Source organism: Nocardia sp. NPDC087230 (genome assembly GCF_044744725.1).
GTDB lineage: Bacteria > Actinomycetota > Actinomycetes > Mycobacteriales > Mycobacteriaceae > Nocardia > Nocardia canadensis.
This window is the reverse complement of record NZ_JBIUYV010000001.1, coordinates 764323-781623: the sequence shown is the minus strand read 5'-3', so window position 1 is coordinate 781623 and position 17301 is coordinate 764323. Positions and strand designations below refer to the sequence as shown.

At 69.8% G+C, this 17301-nt stretch carries 15 protein-coding genes; 6 read left to right on the top strand and 9 right to left on the bottom strand.

Annotated features, from left to right (window positions below):
• Nucleotides 1-15 precede the first annotated feature (15 nt).
• Nucleotides 16-501, bottom strand: coding sequence for a redox-sensitive transcriptional activator SoxR (gene soxR, locus ACIO52_RS03685; RefSeq protein ID WP_218717207.1), 486 nt, complete (start codon nucleotides 499-501; stop codon nucleotides 16-18).
• Between the two features lie 133 nt (nucleotides 502-634).
• On the opposite strand from soxR, the gene arcA reads away from it, so the two are divergent.
• Nucleotides 635-1876, top strand: a complete 1242-nt coding sequence (gene arcA, locus ACIO52_RS03680) for an arginine deiminase (protein ID WP_218717206.1) — start codon at nucleotides 635-637, stop codon at nucleotides 1874-1876.
• Nucleotides 1877-1882: 6 nt separating this feature from the next.
• Entirely contained in the window at nucleotides 1883-2242 is a 360-nt protein-coding gene (locus ACIO52_RS03675) for a GntR family transcriptional regulator (protein ID WP_218717205.1), read from the top strand.
• Between the two features lie 9 nt (nucleotides 2243-2251).
• Here ACIO52_RS03675 and ACIO52_RS03670 read toward each other — a convergent pair whose 3' ends face one another.
• Nucleotides 2252-3856 carry a dolichyl-phosphate-mannose--protein mannosyltransferase gene (locus tag ACIO52_RS03670; protein ID WP_218717204.1) on the bottom strand — a complete coding sequence of 535 codons (1605 nt, stop codon included), beginning with the start codon at nucleotides 3854-3856 and terminating at the stop codon, nucleotides 2252-2254.
• A gap of 117 nt (nucleotides 3857-3973) precedes the next feature.
• Between ACIO52_RS03670 and rsmI the strand changes: the two genes are divergently transcribed.
• Nucleotides 3974-4813, top strand: coding sequence for a 16S rRNA (cytidine(1402)-2'-O)-methyltransferase (rsmI, locus tag ACIO52_RS03665; protein WP_218717233.1), 840 nt, complete (start codon nucleotides 3974-3976; stop codon nucleotides 4811-4813).
• A 232-nt stretch (nucleotides 4814-5045) separates the two neighbouring features.
• Here the strand turns inward: rsmI and ACIO52_RS03660 are convergent, their stop codons facing one another.
• Nucleotides 5046-6173: a glycosyltransferase gene (locus ACIO52_RS03660; RefSeq protein WP_402641395.1), complete on the bottom strand. Its 1128-nt coding sequence runs from the start codon at nucleotides 6171-6173 to the stop codon at nucleotides 5046-5048.
• A gap of 160 nt (nucleotides 6174-6333) precedes the next feature.
• Between ACIO52_RS03660 and ACIO52_RS03655 the strand changes: the two genes are divergently transcribed.
• Together ACIO52_RS03655 and ACIO52_RS03650 are read left to right on the top strand one after the other, a co-directional pair.
• Entirely contained in the window at nucleotides 6334-6636 is a 303-nt protein-coding gene (locus ACIO52_RS03655) for a hypothetical protein (RefSeq protein ID WP_218717202.1), read from the top strand.
• A 182-nt stretch (nucleotides 6637-6818) separates the two neighbouring features.
• Nucleotides 6819-7499 carry a hypothetical protein gene (locus ACIO52_RS03650; protein ID WP_402641392.1) on the top strand — a complete coding sequence of 227 codons (681 nt, stop codon included), beginning with the start codon at nucleotides 6819-6821 and terminating at the stop codon, nucleotides 7497-7499.
• A gap of 25 nt (nucleotides 7500-7524) precedes the next feature.
• Here ACIO52_RS03650 and ACIO52_RS03645 read toward each other — a convergent pair whose 3' ends face one another.
• From ACIO52_RS03645 to ACIO52_RS03625, 5 genes are all read right to left on the bottom strand, one after another.
• The gene (locus tag ACIO52_RS03645; protein ID WP_402641389.1) at nucleotides 7525-8523 is read right to left on the bottom strand and encodes a GAF domain-containing protein; all 999 of its coding nucleotides are present in this window, start codon (nucleotides 8521-8523) and stop codon (nucleotides 7525-7527) included.
• A gap of 2 nt (nucleotides 8524-8525) precedes the next feature.
• Nucleotides 8526-10343 (bottom strand): bifunctional diguanylate cyclase/phosphodiesterase, encoded by a 1818-nt coding sequence (locus tag ACIO52_RS03640; protein WP_218717232.1) that lies wholly within the window; start codon nucleotides 10341-10343, stop codon nucleotides 8526-8528.
• Nucleotides 10344-10411: 68 nt separating this feature from the next.
• Nucleotides 10412-12562 carry an Rv1355c family protein gene (locus ACIO52_RS03635; protein WP_402641386.1) on the bottom strand — a complete coding sequence of 717 codons (2151 nt, stop codon included), beginning with the start codon at nucleotides 12560-12562 and terminating at the stop codon, nucleotides 10412-10414.
• Between the two features lie 309 nt (nucleotides 12563-12871).
• The gene (locus tag ACIO52_RS03630) at nucleotides 12872-13312 is read right to left on the bottom strand and encodes an AraC family transcriptional regulator (RefSeq protein WP_218721789.1); all 441 of its coding nucleotides are present in this window, start codon (nucleotides 13310-13312) and stop codon (nucleotides 12872-12874) included.
• Complete coding sequence (locus ACIO52_RS03625; protein ID WP_019049207.1) at nucleotides 13309-13752, bottom strand: GyrI-like domain-containing protein; 444 nt, start codon at nucleotides 13750-13752, stop codon at nucleotides 13309-13311. Before ACIO52_RS03625 ends, ACIO52_RS03630 begins: the two co-directional genes overlap by 4 nt.
• 164 nt (nucleotides 13753-13916) lie before the next feature.
• Here ACIO52_RS03625 and ACIO52_RS03620 point away from each other — a divergent pair, with 164 nt between their 5' ends.
• Nucleotides 13917-16193 carry a hypothetical protein gene (locus ACIO52_RS03620; protein WP_342801535.1) on the top strand — a complete coding sequence of 759 codons (2277 nt, stop codon included), beginning with the start codon at nucleotides 13917-13919 and terminating at the stop codon, nucleotides 16191-16193.
• Between the two features lie 7 nt (nucleotides 16194-16200).
• On the opposite strand, the gene ACIO52_RS03615 is transcribed toward ACIO52_RS03620, so the two are convergent.
• Nucleotides 16201-17130, bottom strand: a complete 930-nt coding sequence (locus ACIO52_RS03615; protein WP_308248687.1) for an alpha/beta hydrolase family protein — start codon at nucleotides 17128-17130, stop codon at nucleotides 16201-16203.
• Nucleotides 17131-17301: the final 171 nt, after the last annotated feature.

Genomic DNA, 17301 nt, shown 5'->3' with positions numbered 1-17301 from the left:
GCGCCGCGGACCCGGCTAGACGCAGCCGGAGCGCGGCGGGCAGTTCAGCTGAACGTCGAGCACACGCGCGCCCGGCCCCTCCGCGCCGAGCCGGTCGTGCTCGTTGACGAGCTTGCACGAGCCCAGTGACAGGCAGCCGCAGCCGATACAGCCGGTGAGGTTGTCGCGCAGGCGGGTGAGCTGGGTGATGCGATCGTCGAGATCCTCGCGCCAGGTGGTGGACAGTGTCTCCCAATCGCGGCGGGTGGGGGTGCGCCCTTCGGGGAGCCGGTCCAGCGCCGAGCGAATCTCACTGAGTGGGATGCCGACGCGCTGGGAGATGCGGATGAAGGCCACTCGGCGCAGCGTTTCGCGAGCGTAGCGCCGTTGATTGCCACTGGTTCGACGACTCGATATGAGACCTTCACGTTCGTAGAAGTGCAACGCGGACACTGCAACTCCACTACGATCGGAAAGCTGCCCGGGGGTCAGCTCCTTCGTTTGCCAATCGGCCGTCGTCATCTGCGCTCCTCCCGTTTTCGCCCTCAACAATACTTGAGGTTTTCGTGTCGTGTACGAAAACGGCTGGACTCCGCACCCGCCGGGTCTGCGGGTCTTCCGTGCCGAGGCGCGCTCGGCGGATTACGGTTTCCGCATGGGAACCGCCCCCGACTCGCGCTTGGCCGTCACCTCCGAGGTCGGCACGCTCCGGACGGTGCTGCTGCACCGGCCCGGCGACGAACTGCGCAGGCTCACCCCGAGCAACAACGATCAGCTGCTCTTCGACGGCATCCCGTGGGTGGAACGCGCCCAAGCCGAGCACGATTCCTTCGCCGCCCTGCTCCGCGAACGCGGCGTGGAAGTACTGCTGCTGTCGGACCTGCTCGCCGAGACGCTCGCGGTGAGCGGGGCGGCCAGGATCCAGGGTATCTCCGCCGCCGTCGACGCCCGTCGGCTGGGCCACGGCCTGGCCGATCAGCTCGCGGCCGAGCTGCGCAAGGTCGAGGCCCGCGAGCTCGCCGACATCCTGATGGCGGGCATGACCTTCGACGAGCTGCCGTTCGGCCCCGACACCACCTCGCTGGTGCGCCGGATGCACCACGGCGGCGATTTCGTCATCGATCCGCTGCCCAACCTGCTGTTCACCCGCGACTCCTCGTTCTGGGTCGGCCCGAAGGTGGCGATCACCTCCCTCGCGCTGCCCGCCCGCATCCGCGAGACCTCGATCACCGATCTCGTCTACGCCTTCCACCCCCGCTTCCTCGGCGTGCGCCGCGCCTACGAATCGCACACCGCGCCGATCGAGGGCGGTGACGTGCTGCTGCTGGCGCCGGGGGTGGTCGCGGTCGGCGTCGGCGAGCGGACCACGCCGGCGGGCGCGGAAGCGCTGGCGCGCAGCCTCTTCGACGACGATCTCGCGCACACCGTGCTGGTGGTGCCGATCGCGCAGAACCGCGCCACCATGCACCTGGACACCGTGTGCACGATGGTCGACACCGACGCGGTGGTGATGTACCCGGGTGTGCGGGAAACCTTGCAGGCGTTCACGATCCGCCGCGAGGACGGCTTCTCCGGGCGCGGCGACCTGGACCGGATCAGCATCTCCGGACCCGAACCGTTCCTGCCCGCCGCGGCCGCCGCGATGGGCATCGCGAAGCTGCGGGTGATCGACACCGGCCGCGACGGGCCGACCGCCGAACGCGAGCAGTGGGACGACGGCAACAACACCCTGGCGCTGGCGCCGGGCGTGGTGGTGGCCTACGAACGCAACGAGATGACCAATTCGCGGCTGACCGACGCCGGTGTCGAGGTGCTCACCATCCAGGGTTCGGAGCTGGGCTCCGGCCGTGGCGGTCCGCGCTGCATGTCCTGCCCCCTGGCCCGAGACGAGGTGTGAGCGAGCGTGTTCCACGTCGAGCTGTCCACCGATTCCGCTCAACCGCCCTACGAGCAGTTACGCATGGCGGTGATCGAACAGGTCCGCGCGGGCACGCTCAGCGCGGGCACCAAGATCCCGACCGTGCGCGCGCTGGCCGCCGATCTCGGCATCGCGCCGAACACCGTCGCCCGCGCCTACCGGGAGCTCGAGGCCGACGGCGTCCTCGAAACCCGGGGCCGCCAGGGCTCTTTCATCGCCTCCTCGGGTGACCCCACCCGCGATATCGCCGGTCGCGCGGCCGTGGACTACGTCGCGACCATCCGGCGGCTCGGCCTGCCCGACTCCGACGCGGTCGACTTCGTCCGACGCGCGCTGGACAGCTGACCCACGCCCCTAGCGCCAGCTCGGGAGCCAGAGGTGGTCCTGCCAGCTGGCGGGACTGATCGGCTGGGCGGTGAGAATCGGCCACAACCAGACGAAGTTCGCGATCACCAGGCCCAGGTAGATACTGACGATCAGCAGCCCCAGGGCGTAGCGCTCGTTGACCGGGGCCGGGAGATAGGTGCCGGTGGGACTACGCGGTATCCCGGCGGGCCGGGCCGACCCGAGGATGTCGCCGAGGATCAGCGCGACGCCCATCGCCAGGAACGGCGCGAGCACCACCGCGTAGAAGAAGTACATCTGCCGGTCCAGGGTCAGGAACCACGGCAGCAGGCCCGCACCGTAGCCCACCAGCACCGCCGCGTAGCGCCAGTCCCTGCGCACGACCGAGCGCCACAGCATCCAGCCGAGGGCGGGCAGCGCCAGCCACCACAGCGCCGGCGTGCCGACGGCCATCACGGCCTTGACGCACTGCGCCTCGCCACAGCCGGTCACCGTGCCGTCGGCGTAGTAGTAGAGCATCGGGCGCAGGCCCATCGGCCAGGTCCACGGCTTGGATTCCCACGGATGGTGGTTGCCCGCGGAATTGGTCAGGCTGGAATGGAAGTCGAGGGTCTCGCCCTGGTAGTACCAGAGCGAGCGCAGCGCGTCGGGCAAGAACGCGAACGGGCCGTCGGTGCCGATCTGATTGCCGACCGCGTACCGGTACACCCCGGACTCGCTGGCGAACCAGGCCCAGTACGAGGACAGGTACACCACCAGCGGGATGACGACCAGCGCGTACAGCGCGGGCCCGACATCGCGGACCAGCGTGCCGACCCACGGTCTGCGCACCCCGTACGCGCGCCGGGCACGCACATCGAAGGCCACGCTGAGCAGGCCGAAGAACATGATGAAGTAGATGCCCGACCACTTGGTGCCGCACGCCAGTCCGAGCAGTACGCCCGCGCCGAAGCGCCACCAGCGCACGCCGAGTCGCGGTCCCCAGTCGGTGATCCCCACCCGGCCCGCCAGATCCGCGCGGGCCAGGCGTTCGCGCACGTCGTCGCGATCGACGATGAGACAGCCGAACGCGGCGGTCACCAGCAGCGCCATGAAGATGTCGAGCATGCCGATGCGGGAGGAGACGAAGGTCAGCCCGTCGGCGATGAGCAGGATGCCGGCGAAGGCGCCGATCAGCGTCGAGCGCGACATGCGCCGCACGATCCGGATCACCAGCAGCACCAGCACGGTGCCCGCCAGCGCCGCGGTGCCGCGCCAGCCCCACGCGTTGTAGCCGAACAGGGCCTCGCTGATCGCGATGAACTGCTTGCCGACCGGCGGGTGCACCACCAGGCCATAGGCGGGGTTGTCCTCCACGCCGCCGCCGGTGACCATCTGCCAGGCCTGCGGCGCGTAGTGCTTCTCGTCGAAGACGGGCGTGCGCGCGTCGGTCGGATAGTTCAGGTTCGCGAAGCGGGTGATCGCGGCGATCGCGGTGAGGACCAGGGTGACCGCCCAGCCGCGCGCGGTGTCGAGCGGGCCGAAATCGGGGGCGGGTCGCAGCGGAGCCGGACCGACCAGCGCCGAGGCGGGCCGTGACGGTGGCAGCGCACGCGTTTCGGTCACCGGGATCACGCCCCGATCGTAGGCGGTGCGCCCAGCGATGTCCGACCCGACACTTGTCCCCCTCCTCCGACGCGCGAACCGGCGCGACCCGCTCGCCTGACAGAATGACCCAAACTACCGGAGAGGCTGGGCGACACTGTGTTGGTCTTAGCGGCTACACCGATGGGCGACATCGGCGACGCGTCCCAGCGACTGCGCGACGCGCTCGGCTCGGCCGATGTGGTCGCCGCCGAGGACACCCGCCGGACCAAGGCCCTGGCCAAGGCGCTCGGCGTGGAGATCACCGGCCGGGTGGTCAGCTTCTACGACCATGTCGAAACCGCCCGCATCCCCGCCCTGCTCGACGACCTCGCGAGCGGGCTGACCGTGCTGCTGGTGACCGACGCGGGCATGCCGTCGGTCAGCGACCCCGGCTATCGTCTGGTCGCGGCCGCCGTCGAGCGCGATCTGCCGGTCACCTGCCTGCCCGGCCCGTCCGCGGTCACCACCGCGCTCGCGCTGTCCGGGCTGCCGGTCGAACGGTTCTGCTTCGACGGTTTCGCCCCGCGCAAGGGCGGCCAGCGCCGCGAGTGGCTGCGCACCTTGGCCTCCGAACAGCGCGCCTGCGTCTTCTTCGAAGCGCCGCACCGGCTGGCCGACTGCCTGGCCGACGCCGTCACCGTGCTCGGCCCCGACCGGCGCGCGGCCGTCTGCCGCGAACTCACCAAGACCTATGAGGAAGTCGTGCGCGGCACGCTCGGCGAGCTGGCCGCCTGGGCCGTCGAGGGCGCGCGCGGCGAGATCACCGTGGTGCTCGCCGGAGCGCAGCCGGTCTCGGCCGACCCCGCCGACCTGGTCGCCGAGGTGGAGGCCCTGGTCGAGTCCGGGTTGCGGCTCAAGGACGCCTGCGCCGAGGTGTCGGCCGGGCGCGGCGCCTCCAGGAAAGACCTGTACGAAGCGGTTCTGGCCGCCCGCAGCGAGAGCTGATCCGCCGCACTGCACGGCGTTCGGGGGTGTCAGCACGCGCGGTTCCACCCTGGTCGGCGGGTGGCGATCACCGCACGGCCCTGTCCGTCGGGTGGCGATCACGGCACGGCCCAGTCGGCCAGGTGGCATCACGGCACCGGCCCAGTCCGCCGGGCGGCGATCACAGCACAGCCCAGCCGACCAGGTTGCGCGCCGGTCCGGCCCAGCCGACCGGGTGGCCCGCCGGTCCGGGTCAGCGGTCGAGGACGGCGAGCATGCCCGCGACGGCGCGCGGCCAGGTGAACTGTTCGGCGCGGGTGCGGGCGGCCTTGCGGCGGCCCGAGGTCGGCATGGCCAGGACATCGGTGACGGCCTGCGCGAAGGCGCGGGGGCGGTCGGCGGCGATGGCGCCGCATTCGGCGGTGACGATGTCGGCCAGCGCCGAGGAGCGGCTGGCGACGACCGGGGTGCCCGCGGCCAGGGCTTCCAGCGCGGCGAGGCCGAAGGTCTCGTGCGGGCCGGGAGCGAGTGAGACATCCGCTGTGGCAAGCAGTTTCGCGACCATCGACCGGTCGCTGATGAAGCCGGTGAAGTGGACCGACGGCGCGCCGCCGGGCAGGGTCGGCAGGGTGCGGGCGCGGCGTTCGAGCGATTCGCGGCGGGGACCGTCACCGGCGACGACCAATCGCGCGGGCAGCCCGGCCCGATGCAGCGCGCCCACCGCCTCGATACTGCGGTCGACCCGCTTCTCCACCGACAACCGCCCGCAATGCACCAGCAGCGGATACCCGTCGACCCCGAGGTCGGCGCGCAGCCTACGGTCCCGACGACGCGGACTGAACAGGTCCAGGTCGACACCCAGCGGCACCAGTTCCACATTGGGCGCGCCGATGCGCTGGAACTCCTCGCGCGCGAAATCCGTCGTGCACACCACCATGTCGTAGTCGTCGGCGGTGCGGCGGTTGGCGACATCGGCGCACCGGCGCGCGGCGGGCCCCGGCAGGAACTGACCGAGCAGCCGATCGAGCCGCTCGTGCGAGATCATCACGCTCGCCACCCCGCGCCGCCCGGCCCAGCGCCCGAATCCGCGCAGCGTGAGCCGGTCGGAGACCTCGAGCACGTCGGGCCGCAACCCACCGAGCACATCGGCGACCCGACGTGGATCGGCCGCCCGATACCCGCCGGTGCACGGGATAGCCACGGCGGGCAAGGTGATGCGCAATGCCCCGGTCGGCAGCATTTCCTCACTGCGCCGCGCCCCCGGCACGATCAACACCACTTCGTGCCCCGCCGCCACATACCCCTCCCCGAGGTGATGCAGCGCGGTACGCAACCCGCCCGATCGCGGGCCGTAGAAGTTGGCGAGCTGCACGATGCGCACCCTCCCGATCGTTCAGCGACACGGGTGCACTCCGGAACCGGGCCGTGGAACGGTACGTGAACACCGGGGAAAGAGATCGGCACTCGGGCGCCCAGAGGAACTGGACGAATCTTGTAGGGTCGACCGACTGAAAGTTCAGGCTTGTTTGGCCGGAGGGGGATTGCTTGTCGAGATCGGGGCTGCGTGCGCGAAGGCAGGCGAGTACTCCGAGGGTGCGTGGCTGCGGATCGCCGAGCGGATGCGAAAGCTGGCGGGCATCGTCAATCAGTGCGCCGACAACGTCCAGACCACCGACCAGGAATTCAAGAACCGGCTCGAGGTCATGGACTTCTTCGCCACCCTGGCCGCCTACGACCGTTTCCACGAGGAGAACGACCAAGGTCGCAGGCTGGCCATCGAGATTCGCGATATCACCACGGCGCTGCGCAACGCCGACTCGCGGATTGCCAACCATTCAACTTGAGCAATGGCGTATCAGAAGATACCGCGAAGCTGGTGGATCAATACATGCAGGATCGCGGGCTCCAGCAGTCGATAACCAACTACATGAATACGAATGGTACGCAAACAGCACTGGGCTTGGGCACAGACTACTACAAACTAGAAGCGACTCGAACCGGAACCCAGGAGCAAAAGTAAGCGAACATGAACCACTCTGCGCATAAGGCGAGAAGTCTGATCATCGCAATCCTTGTGACCGTCGCCGTCGCGGCGTCCTCCTGCACCGGCGACAACATGAACGTCACCCCCTCGAATACTTCGACTTCCGCTTCAGTTTCTACAGATAAAGACTTTCCCTACCCACCAATTCAGTTCGACTGGGATACCAGCGCACCGCTGAGCGCAGAAAAACAAGCAGCAGCGAAAGCAGCCATCGAAACAGAAATACTGATCCGAAAATGGATACGCCGCCAGGACCCGGTCACCCCACCTGACATTCTAGCCGCCGTCAGCTATGAGAATCGAAATCATTGGCTGTCCATCACCCCTATCCCTGAAACAGGGGGGAAACTCTACCGCGCAGTGGGGGTGAATGAAATTTCTCCCGCCCGATGGGAGGTCGTTTCCTGCAGGTACGATACACCTGGCGCTTACAGCATCGGCGCCAACGGTCAATTGGAACTGAGCACACCAGCCGAAACATTCATCGCATTCAGATCGACAGTGGCTCTGACGACGGAACCCGACGGCGCCGGCAAGACCTCGGATTCACCGCGATTGCTCGTCGTCGACAACGATCCGATCATGGGTGAGGATGCCCGCCGCTCCTGCGAACCGTTCCGGCCGGACCCCTACATTCAGCAGCCACCCCAGCCGATCAGGTAGGAAGCCCGCCGACGACGGTAACCGGCTACACCGATCCCGGCGAGTCGTCGGACCAGACGCGGAGCAGGCCGTGGCCGGTGGCGGCGGTGGTGATGGTGACCAGTTCGGCGTGGGCGCGGATCCATTCGGACTCGGCGAAGCGGACGCGCAGCGCGAGGCGACGGGAGGTGCCGGGGCGCAGGGCGGCGTCGGAGCAGGCGGCTTGCAGGGCGGCGAGGTCGATCGGGTCGACGGTGGGGCGTTCCACCGCCCAGCGGTCCAGTGGGGGTGGTGGGTCGCCCGCCCATTCGTAGATGAGGGCCGACGACAGCAGGATCAGGCCGACGCCGACGCCGCTGCGCTGGGAGACCGCGCGCAGCATCGTGATGTCGGGGTCGACCGCCGCGGCGTCGTCGTCGAGTTCGGGGATCGCGTGCATGAGCGCGCTCACCCGGCGCGCGCCGGGGTTGGCCCTGGTGATCATCTGGAACCGGCGAGGACACTCGTCGTCGCCGAGCATGTCGACCTGGCCCTGCCACCGGCCGCCCGGCGCCAGCTCGGTGGCCATCGCGAAGTACTCGACCCGGCCGTCGAAGCGGACCATCCGGCCGAACGCGTCGGGCGGGGTGCGGATCACCCGCACGTGCTCGGGTGCCCTGGCGAAGACGAGTTCCTCCAGGCCGGGACCGTGATGGGCCAGTTCGGTGATGGCGTCCCAATCCCAGGCCGCGACCCGGCGGCGGGGCCGCACCGGCGCGTCGGCAGGGCCGGTCCAGACCTGCACGCCGTGGATGCCGCCGAACGCGCAGCGCACCGGTTCGGCGAGCACCAGCGTCGCACCGACGACCTCACGGGTGGATTCGCCGCGGTCCCAGCACCGGTCCACCGCCTCGCGCAGCAGCCGGGCGCGGGTCGGGCCGAGCGCGCGCGACCACCGCGACGGCGGGAGCCAGTCGCGCGCGTGCGCGTCCACCGCGACCAGCGTCGGCGCGAGCTCCCCGGCGAGGGTCTCCACCAGCAGCCATCCGCCTGCCGATATCGTCACGATCAGTTCGGTGCCACGCCGCGTCCCGCGCGTGGCAGATCGAGGTCGAGGGGAATGCGCCCTTCCCGCAGTTGCGCTTCGACTTCCTCGGCGGGCATCGGCCGGGCGATGAGGAAGCCCTGCGCGCGGTAACAGCCGAGCCCGACCAGGGTCCTGGCCGCCATCGGCGTCTCGACGCCCTCACCGACCACGCCGAGCCCGAAGGAGCCGGCCAGGCCGATGATCGACTTCACGATCGCCAGGTCGTCGTTGCTGTCGCCGAGGCGCTGCACGAAACCGCGGTCGATCTTCACCGCGTCGACCGGCAGTGCCTTGAGGTGCGAGAGCGAGCTGTAGCCGGTGCCGAAGTCGTCGATGGCGATCTGCACGCCCATCCGCTTGAGTCCGCGCAGGGTGAGCCTGGTGCGCACGAGATCCTGCACGACGACATGCTCGGTGATCTCCAGGCAGACCGAACTGCCGTCGATCCCGAACAGTCGCAGGATGTCCTCGATGCGCTCCACGAAATCGGCGCTCACCAGCTGCACCGGCGACACATTGATCCGGATCACCACATTGGCGGCCAGCCCGCGGCGGCGCCAGTCGGCGAACTGCGAACAGGCCGACCGGATCACCCAGCGGCCGAGCTCACCGGCCAGGTTGGTGGCCTCGGCCACCGAGACGAAGGCGCCGGGCGGCAACAACCCGCGGGTGGGGTGCTGCCAGCGGACCAGCGCTTCCAGGGCCACGATCCGGCCGGTGCGCAGGTCGACCTCGGGCTGGTAGTGCAGCACCAGCGAGCCGTCGGACACCGCGCTGCGCAGGTTGAGCTCGACGTCGTCCTGGAGTTCGAACTGCGCGCGCATGGCGTCGGTGAACACCGCGACGCCGTTGCCGCCGCCGGACTTCGCCGACAGCAGGGCGTGATCGGCGCGGCGCAGCACGTCCGACACCGAGGTCTCCCCCGGAATGCCCAGCGCCACACCGACGCTCACCCCGCGACTGACCGATTCCTGCCCGACCGAGACCCGCCGGCCGATGAGCTGCTGGATCCGGGTGGCCTCCAGTTCGGCGGCGACCGCGTCCATCGGCGCGGCGGGCACGATGACGAACTCGTCGCCGCCGAGCCGGGCGATCATGTCGCCGGGTTCCAGGTTCTGTTTGAGCCGGCGCGCGAGGGTGCGGATGAAGTTGTCTCCCGCGCTGTGGCCGAGGAAGTCGTTGAGCGCCTTGAGCCGGTCCAGGTCGAGGAAGAAGGTGGCGACCGGACCCGCTTCGCCCGCGCGCAGCCGCTCCTCCATGTATTCGAGCAGGGCGCGGCGGTTGGCCAGCCCGGTCAGATCGTCGTGCAGCGCGATGTAGCGCAGCTTCTCCTCGGCGACCACGCGCGCCTGCAACTGGGCGAACAGCGCGGCGATGGCCTTGAGCACGTTGAGTTCCCGCTTGGACCAGGCCCGGTCGCCCATCTTCACGAAACCGAGCACGCCGGTCGACTCGCCGCGCGAGACCAGCGGCACGCAGGCCATGGCCACCTCGGGAATGCCCGAGGACTTGCGGATCGTCTCCTGGTAGTCGTCGCTGTCGGCGCCGGGCCGCACGATCAGCGGTTCGGTGGCGAACTCGAGGGCACGGAACACCGAATCCGCGTGCTCGAACTCGACCGTGTGCAGCGGGTCGGGATCGGGGACGTCGGGGCGGCGCGGCCATTCGGCGACCAGCACGGTCGCGCGCTTGGCGCGATCGGTGTGGCGCAGATAGCTGACGTCGACGTCGAAATGCTCGACGAGGGAGGCGAGCACCCGCTCGCTCGCCGACACCATGGTCGTGGCGTCGACACCCATCAACTCGGAGGCGACCTGGGTCACCAGTGAGTCGAGCGTTTGCCGAGGCACGTTGTCTCCGATCCGCGCTATCCGTCGTTCCTACCGCCGGGCACCGGCAACCGTCGACTGCGAACGCTCGCAGCCGCGGCGTAGCTCAGACGAAGAACCAATGCCACGTTCTCATCCTCAGGGATCCCCAGCAGGTCCTGGAAAAGCCTCTGAATGTTGGCAAGTGTATCTGTGAACTCGGAAGAAACGATGCGCAAATCCTCGCGCCGGTCGGCATAGAGGAACACCGGGGACACCGGCTGCACCGCCAGCCCCAGTAGTTGCGCCCGTAGCCACACCCTTTCCACTGCGGCACCAGCCCTCGCGTAGTCGGCCAGATCAGGTGTACCCGCTGCTCGCGCGCGGAAACCGATCGCCACCAACGCCGAGCTAGAACGCACCCGATCGACGGTGAATTCGCCCAGCGCGTTGCCCGCCGACCACTCGCGCAGCCGATCCATCACATCGGTGCGCCTGCCGACCTGGAGTTTGGCCAGTTCGTCGGGCGCCGGGTCGAGGGTGCGCACGTCGATACCGGTGCGGACATCCTCTCCCGGCCAGCGCAATTCGCCGTAGAGTTGCGCGTGCAGCTGCGGGGTCAGGTAGCGGACCCGGTCGCTGGCGCCGAGCAGCGCCGCGGCCTCGGCCAGCGCCTCGATCCCGGTGACCGCGTGCACGGTCGCGCCCTCGGCCGCGGCGGCGGTGCTCAGCGCGGGCAGCACGGTGCCGGGCAGCGGCGCGACGTCGCCGAGCCGGCGATTGGTGTGCCTGGCCAGCGCGAGCGGGTAGTCGGCGGCCAGGTCGGCGTCGGTGCCCTCGCGCAGCCGCAGCCGGGCCACCAGGGGCGCGGCCGGGTCGTCGACGCGCAGCTCCGGCTCGCCGAGCAGGCCGTGCGCGGCCGCGGCGGCGCGGGCGTTGTACAGCGCGGCCCCCACCGCGACGGCACTGCCGCGCAGGGCGATGTCCATCGCGGTCGAACCGGCCGGGTCCAGGGCGATCTCGATCAATTCCGTGCTGCCGCGCAACCGCCAGGGCTGCACGTTGCCGCCCGAGGGCGCGCGCTGGGCGCAGGCCAGGATCGCGGCGACCGGGTCGGCGGGCGGCGGTTCGTCGGCGGTCGGTTCGGGCGCGGTCTCGACGCCCTCGTCGAGGTAGCCGGGCTCGGCGAGGGAATCCAGCGCCGCCTCCAGGTCGACGCGGGTCCGGCCGGAGGACAGCTTGGCGCCGAGCCCGATCCGGCGCACCGCCGCGGTCACGATGGCGGCGCCCAATTGCACGTCGCTGCCCAATTGCGGCCAGGTGGTGATCGTTTCCCCGATCTCGGCCATGCTGGCCGCCATCCGCGAGGACAGCTGGCCCGGATCGAGGATGCGCAGCACGTGCGGCGCCTTCGCCCTGGTGTCCAGGTCGGCCAGTTGGGCGCCGGTGGTCGCGCCGAGCAGCCCGTGGAAGGGCTCGCGGCCCGGTTCCAGGTCGTAGCGCTCGACGTCGAAGAGCCCGCGGTCGCTGGTGTCCATCAGCAGCGGGATCCGGTGCCTGCGCGCGGCCTCGCGGACCGCGAACTTGATGTCGAGCGAATCGCATTCCTCGACGATCACCGAGAGCCCGTCGAGGAAGTCGTCGGCGGTGTCGGCCAGCACGCCGGCGGGCCAGATCTCCACCGGCAGGAAGGGGTCGAGTTCGGCGATCCGGCGCGCGGTGACCACGGCCTTGTTGACACCGATGTCGAAGAGCCCGCCCGGCACCCGGTTCAGGTTCGACAGCTCGATGGTGTCGAAGTCGGCCAGCCGCAGCAGCCCGCACGCGCCTTCCAACGCCAGGGTGTAGGCGACCGAATGGCCGACGCTCTGCCCGACCACGCCGACCGTCAGCCCGCCGAGGCGTTCCTGTTCGGCCCTGGTGAGCTTGTTGCGGTTGCGATCGGAGCGGATCACCCGGAACGCGTCGGGGCCGAGGATCACGACCAGCGCGTGTCGCCACGGGTAGTACACCCAGCGTTCCGCGGCCGGGTCGAGACCCGGCGGGAGTCCGGTGAGCCGGTCCAATTCGGCGCGCAGGCCCGCACGCAGGTCGTGCGTGCTGACGCCGGGGGCCGCGGCGAGCTGCCGCAGAGTTGCCGCGTCGGTGGGGTCGGCCGGATCGAGTACGAGGGGGCGGTAGTCCGCCGCCGGCGGGTCCGGTTCGCTCATCAACGGATCCGACCCACGAATCGCGCCATCGCGTTCCGGCCGACGCGACGGTGAACGCGCCGCAACCTGTTCTCGTTGCGCGCTGCTTCGACAGCCATCGTGTTCCTAGCTCCGTGCTACGCGCCCGCGCGCGGTCGGCGTCCTACCGAGGCCGACTGGTGCAGTATCCGTCATCCCGAACGTTTGCACCAGGCGAGTGGCTAATATTCCGATAACCACCGGCCGCGGGTGAACTATGCCCAGGTCAAACGGCATGAACGCACGGGAAGCCCCGGATTCCAGACCGATCGGTTCGAATTCGGCTAACTATCAGCTATCTACCGTGATCGAAACGAACAATTCTACGGTGTCCGGACCGTGCCAGACCTCGATCTCCTCGCGATAGGCGCGCGAGATCTCCGCCGACGCCGTCGCGTCGTCGACCTGAGCCCAAACATCCTCGACCGGATCGTGGTAATCACCGTTGGGGGCGAAGCGGGCGTAGATGCCCTTGGGCACCCGCACCATCAGATCGCCGACCGGCACCTCGTCGGGCGTCGCGTACTCGCGGGCCACCAGCGCGTTCCAGTTGCCCGCCGGATCCGGGACGTAGACGGTGTGCAGCGGCTCGCGCCCGCCGGGCCGGTCGCGCAGCCGGTCCTTGAGGAACTCGATCAGATCGCTGTTGCTCACCTTGAAGCTCGGATGGACCCGCGGCACGGCCAGACCGCCGTACAGTGCGCCACCGCGCACCACGATCGTGTAGCTCATCGCGGATCGACCGCCAGGTACAGGTCGATCTTGTACGCGTGCGGGTAGCACTCGAAATCGCCGGTGAAGGTGCGCTTGATCTGGTTGTGTTCTTCGGCGTAGGCGATCTGGGTCCACAGATCCGTCATCACCTGGGGAAAGTTACCGACCGAGGAGAAGCGCGCGTAGGTGCCGCGCGGCAGCCGGGCCGCCAGATGTCCGCGGGTGACCTGATCCAGCGACGCGCACTGGTACCCGACGATCTGGGTGTTGTAGGTGCTCAGCTCACCGGTGTAGTCGGTGTAGGCACTGGCCAGCGGGCCGCCCAGATCCTGATGCAGGACGGCAGACCACGCGGCTTCGAGATCCCGGTCGCGCAGCTCTCCGAGCGCACGCTTGGGACTGCGGACCGGCAGACCGGCCACCCATGTCTCGTCCCGCTCGACGATTTCGAACTGCATTGAAGACTCTCTCGAAGGGTCGGCTCGGTCCGGCCATGCTACCAACTTCGCGCTCGACAGCCATGACACACCGAGTTGTTCTTACCCCAACCTAACCACACCTGAGCTGGACAAACGTCCACCACCACGCCGCGACACCCCGACGTATTGTCGGATTCACCTGGATGCCCTATGCTCCCGCGCTCGTGTGGGTACGCGCGGCGCTCGAACCGCGAAAACAAGTGGTGCAGTGGGCGATCGTCGTCGTGATCGCGGTGCTGGCCGGCTATGTCGCGGTCTTGCTCGGCGACTCACGGCACTTCTACACCGACGACACCGAGGCGCAGTACGTGCCGATGTGGCAGCTGCTCGGTACCGAACTCAGGGCGGGCCGATTCCCGGCGATGGTGCCGTGGGAATGGATGGCGGGCAACTACAGCCTCGAGGAAGCCGGGCTCTACAACCCGCCGCAGTTGCTGGTCTACCTGCTCGCGCCCTCCTTCGACGATCTCGCGCTCTACGCGACCGCGGTCAAGCTGGTGTTCTCCACGATCGCGGCGCTCGGCGTGTTCCGGATCTGCCTGGCCTACGGCGCCCGCGCCCCCTGGGCGGCGGTGGCCGGCGTGGCGTTCCCGTTCAGCGGCTGGTTCCTGTTCTTCGACTCGGCCAGCTGGTTCACCTCGCACACCGGCACCGCCTGGCTCGTACACGCGTGGGCCTCGGCCGTGCTCTACGCCAGGGGACGTTCGGGACCGATCCCGCTGTTCGTGTTCCTGTATCTGGCGCTGACCATCCAATACGCCTTCCCCGCGGTCGAATCCGGCCTGATGATCGCCGCGGTCGCCGCCGGTGAGTACCTCTACCAGCGCCGCTGGGCGCCGGTGCTGCGGTTGCTCACCGCGTCCGGTCTCGCGGTGGCGGCCTCGATGGTGGCCAACCTGCCGATCCTGCTCTCCTCGCAGGCCACCTGGCGCGGCGACGTCTCCACCATCCACAACGACCCGTTCCTGACCGTGCCGTGGTCGGAATCGCTCAATGCCAGTCTGCCGAGCACGGTGCCCGCGTTCACCGCGTGGTGGGGCCATGTGCAGCCGCTGCCGATGGTCTACATCGCCTGGTTCGTGATCCCGGCGCTGGCGTTCATCGACTGGAAGGCCGCCGCGCGCGCCGCCGCCGAATGGAGCGGGATCGCGCTGTTCGCCGTCGCCGCGCTGATGTGGACCGCCGGGCCGGGCGCGATCGGCCCGCTGCGCTGGCCGGCCCGGGTGCTGCCGATGCTGGCCATCGCCCTGCTGGTACTGGTCTGCGTGCTGCTGAGCCGCCACGGAGCGTTCGCCTCGTCGCGGCGGCGGTACGCGGCGGCGGGCGTGCTGATCGGCCTGCTGTTCATCCGGTCGTTCTCGGCCGCGCCGAAACTGCTCGAACGGCACCTGATCGCGGTGGTCTTCGTCGTCGCGCTCGGCGCGGGCGTCCTCTGGCTGGCGCGCACCCGCGGGATCGGCGCCGCCGCCGCGCTGACCATCCTCGCGACGTTCCCGATCGCGTTCGTCCAGGTGGCCGTCGCCCCCACGACACCGCTGTCGTACGGCTTCCCCGAGCGGCGCTCCGAGATGACCGCCGCGTTCCCCGACTTCGGCGGCCGCACCCTGCAACTGGCCGACCGGATCATGGTGCGCGACGAGGACCGCACGCTCGCGGCGACCTACGGCTCGATCGCGCTCGGCAGCTACGCCAAGAACCTCGGGCTGCAGTACGTGAACGGCTACACCCCTGTCGGGCACGCGGCCTTCGCCGGGCTGCTGTGCATGGCCTGGGACGGCGGCACCTGCCCCGAGGCGTATCGCAAGGTCTTCGCGGTCGAGCCGTCGACCGACACCCCGATCGTCGACCTGATGCGGCTGGATCGTGTTGTCCTGCAACGGGCCCAGTACCCCGACGCGGGGACGAAGCCGGCGCCGCTGGGCTGGAAGTTCGTCCACTACCCGGGGCACGAACAACAGATCTGGGTGCTCGAGCGGGTCAATCCGCTGCCCTCCCCCGGCGACCTGATCGCGCACGAGTCGGGCGTGCACGCCACCGTGATGCCGGAGGCGGGCCTGACCAACCGCGCCACCGTCTCCTCCGGCACCGGCGGCCGGATCGTGCTCTCGCGCCTGGCCTGGCCCGGCTACACCGCGACCCTGGGCGACCGCGAGATCCCCGTGCGCGCCGTCGCGGGCACCTTCGTCGCCGTCGACATCCCGCCCGGCACGCACAACGCGCGGCTCACCGTCACCTGGCGACCGCCGGGCCTGCCGATCAGCCTGACCAGCGCGGTGCTGGCCGTGCTCGGGATCGGGTTGCTGCAGTGGTGGTTCCGGCGTGGCAGGCGCGTGCCCGAGCCGGCCCCGGTCGTGCCCGCCGACACCACGGCCGCCGACACCACACCCGAGGTGCAGCGCCCGGTCGCCGTCGAGGCCTGAGCCCCGCTCAGGCGCCGATGGCGGCGGCCAGGTGCGGCCACGCCTCGTGCAGGTCGGCCTGGAACTGGCCCCAGGTGTGCGCGCCGGTCGGCCGGTGGACGTAGGTGGCCGGGATACCGAGCTGACCCAGCCGCCCCGCGAAGGCCGCTGTGCACGTCCCCGCGATCGTTTCCAGCGGCGGCATGGGCAGACCGCGATCGCTCGCGCCCGGCAGACCGGTGGCGGCCGACAGGAAGATGGTCTTGCCCGCCAGCGCGCCCGCGTTGGCGAAGACGTCGTGCTCGCGCCAGACCGCGCCGCCGGGCACGCCCCACATGTTGCCGGGATTGCCGCCGCCGCGGACGGCCTGCGCGCTGACCATCGCGATGCCCCACGGATCCGCCGCCCAGGGGCAGCCGCTCAGCGCGGCCACCGCGGCGAAGCGGGGCCCGCCGCGGATGGTCAGGTCCAGCGCCGACGACGCGCTCATCGACACCCCCGCGATGGCGTTGCGCCCGCTGGTGCCGAGCGCGCCGTCGATCACGCCCGGCAGTTCCTCGGTCAGGTAGGTCTCCCAGCGGACCCGGCCGACGCCGGGATCGTCGGCGATCCAGTCGGTATAGAGCGTGAACGCCCCACCGACCGGCATCACCACGTTGACGAACTTGTCGGCGAAGAAGTCCCGCACATCGGTGTTGTCCCACCAGGAGATGCCGTCGGCCCCGCCGCCCGCGCCGGTCAGCAGGTACAGCGTCGGCGCGCCCGCGCCCGCCGCCCTGAGCACCCTGTTCTGGATCACCCGGCCCATCGCCGGCGAGTACACATCGAATTGGGCGGCCCGCCCGCCCAGCGGCGTCTCCCCCGCCACGTACGCCCCCGGATCGGCCTTCGCCTGCACACTCCCCAGCGAAGCGACGATCGCGCACACCACAGCAAGCCACAGTCTCGATGCAGTCACCCTTCCGGTATACCCCGCCGGATCGGCGCACACACCGGACCACATGCGCCCCACCCGTCACAAGTTCCCGGGAGTGACGAGGGTCACCCATGATCTGATCGACAGTCCAGATTCGGCTCTCAGCTGCGGTTTCGTTCCCGACCATAGAGCCGTGAACGGCGAAAACGAGGT

What these genes read in the sequence shown, in the direction of transcription:
- soxR (WP_218717207.1), bottom strand. Translation starts at nt 501, where the DNA reads ATGACGACGGCCGATTGGCAAACGAAGGAGCTGACCCCCGGGCAGCTT.
- arcA (WP_218717206.1), top strand. Translation starts at nt 635, where the DNA reads ATGGGAACCGCCCCCGACTCGCGCTTGGCCGTCACCTCCGAGGTCGGC.
- ACIO52_RS03650 (WP_402641392.1), top strand. Translation starts at nt 6,819, where the DNA reads ATGAACCACTCTGCGCATAAGGCGAGAAGTCTGATCATCGCAATCCTT.
- ACIO52_RS03640 (WP_218717232.1), bottom strand. Translation starts at nt 10,343, where the DNA reads ATGGGTGTCGACGCCACGACCATGGTGTCGGCGAGCGAGCGGGTGCTC.
- ACIO52_RS03635 (WP_402641386.1), bottom strand. Translation starts at nt 12,562, where the DNA reads ATGAGCGAACCGGACCCGCCGGCGGCGGACTACCGCCCCCTCGTACTC.
- ACIO52_RS03630 (WP_218721789.1), bottom strand. Translation starts at nt 13,312, where the DNA reads ATGAGCTACACGATCGTGGTGCGCGGTGGCGCACTGTACGGCGGTCTG.
- ACIO52_RS03625 (WP_019049207.1), bottom strand. Translation starts at nt 13,752, where the DNA reads ATGCAGTTCGAAATCGTCGAGCGGGACGAGACATGGGTGGCCGGTCTG.
- ACIO52_RS03620 (WP_342801535.1), top strand. Translation starts at nt 13,917, where the DNA reads ATGCCCTATGCTCCCGCGCTCGTGTGGGTACGCGCGGCGCTCGAACCG.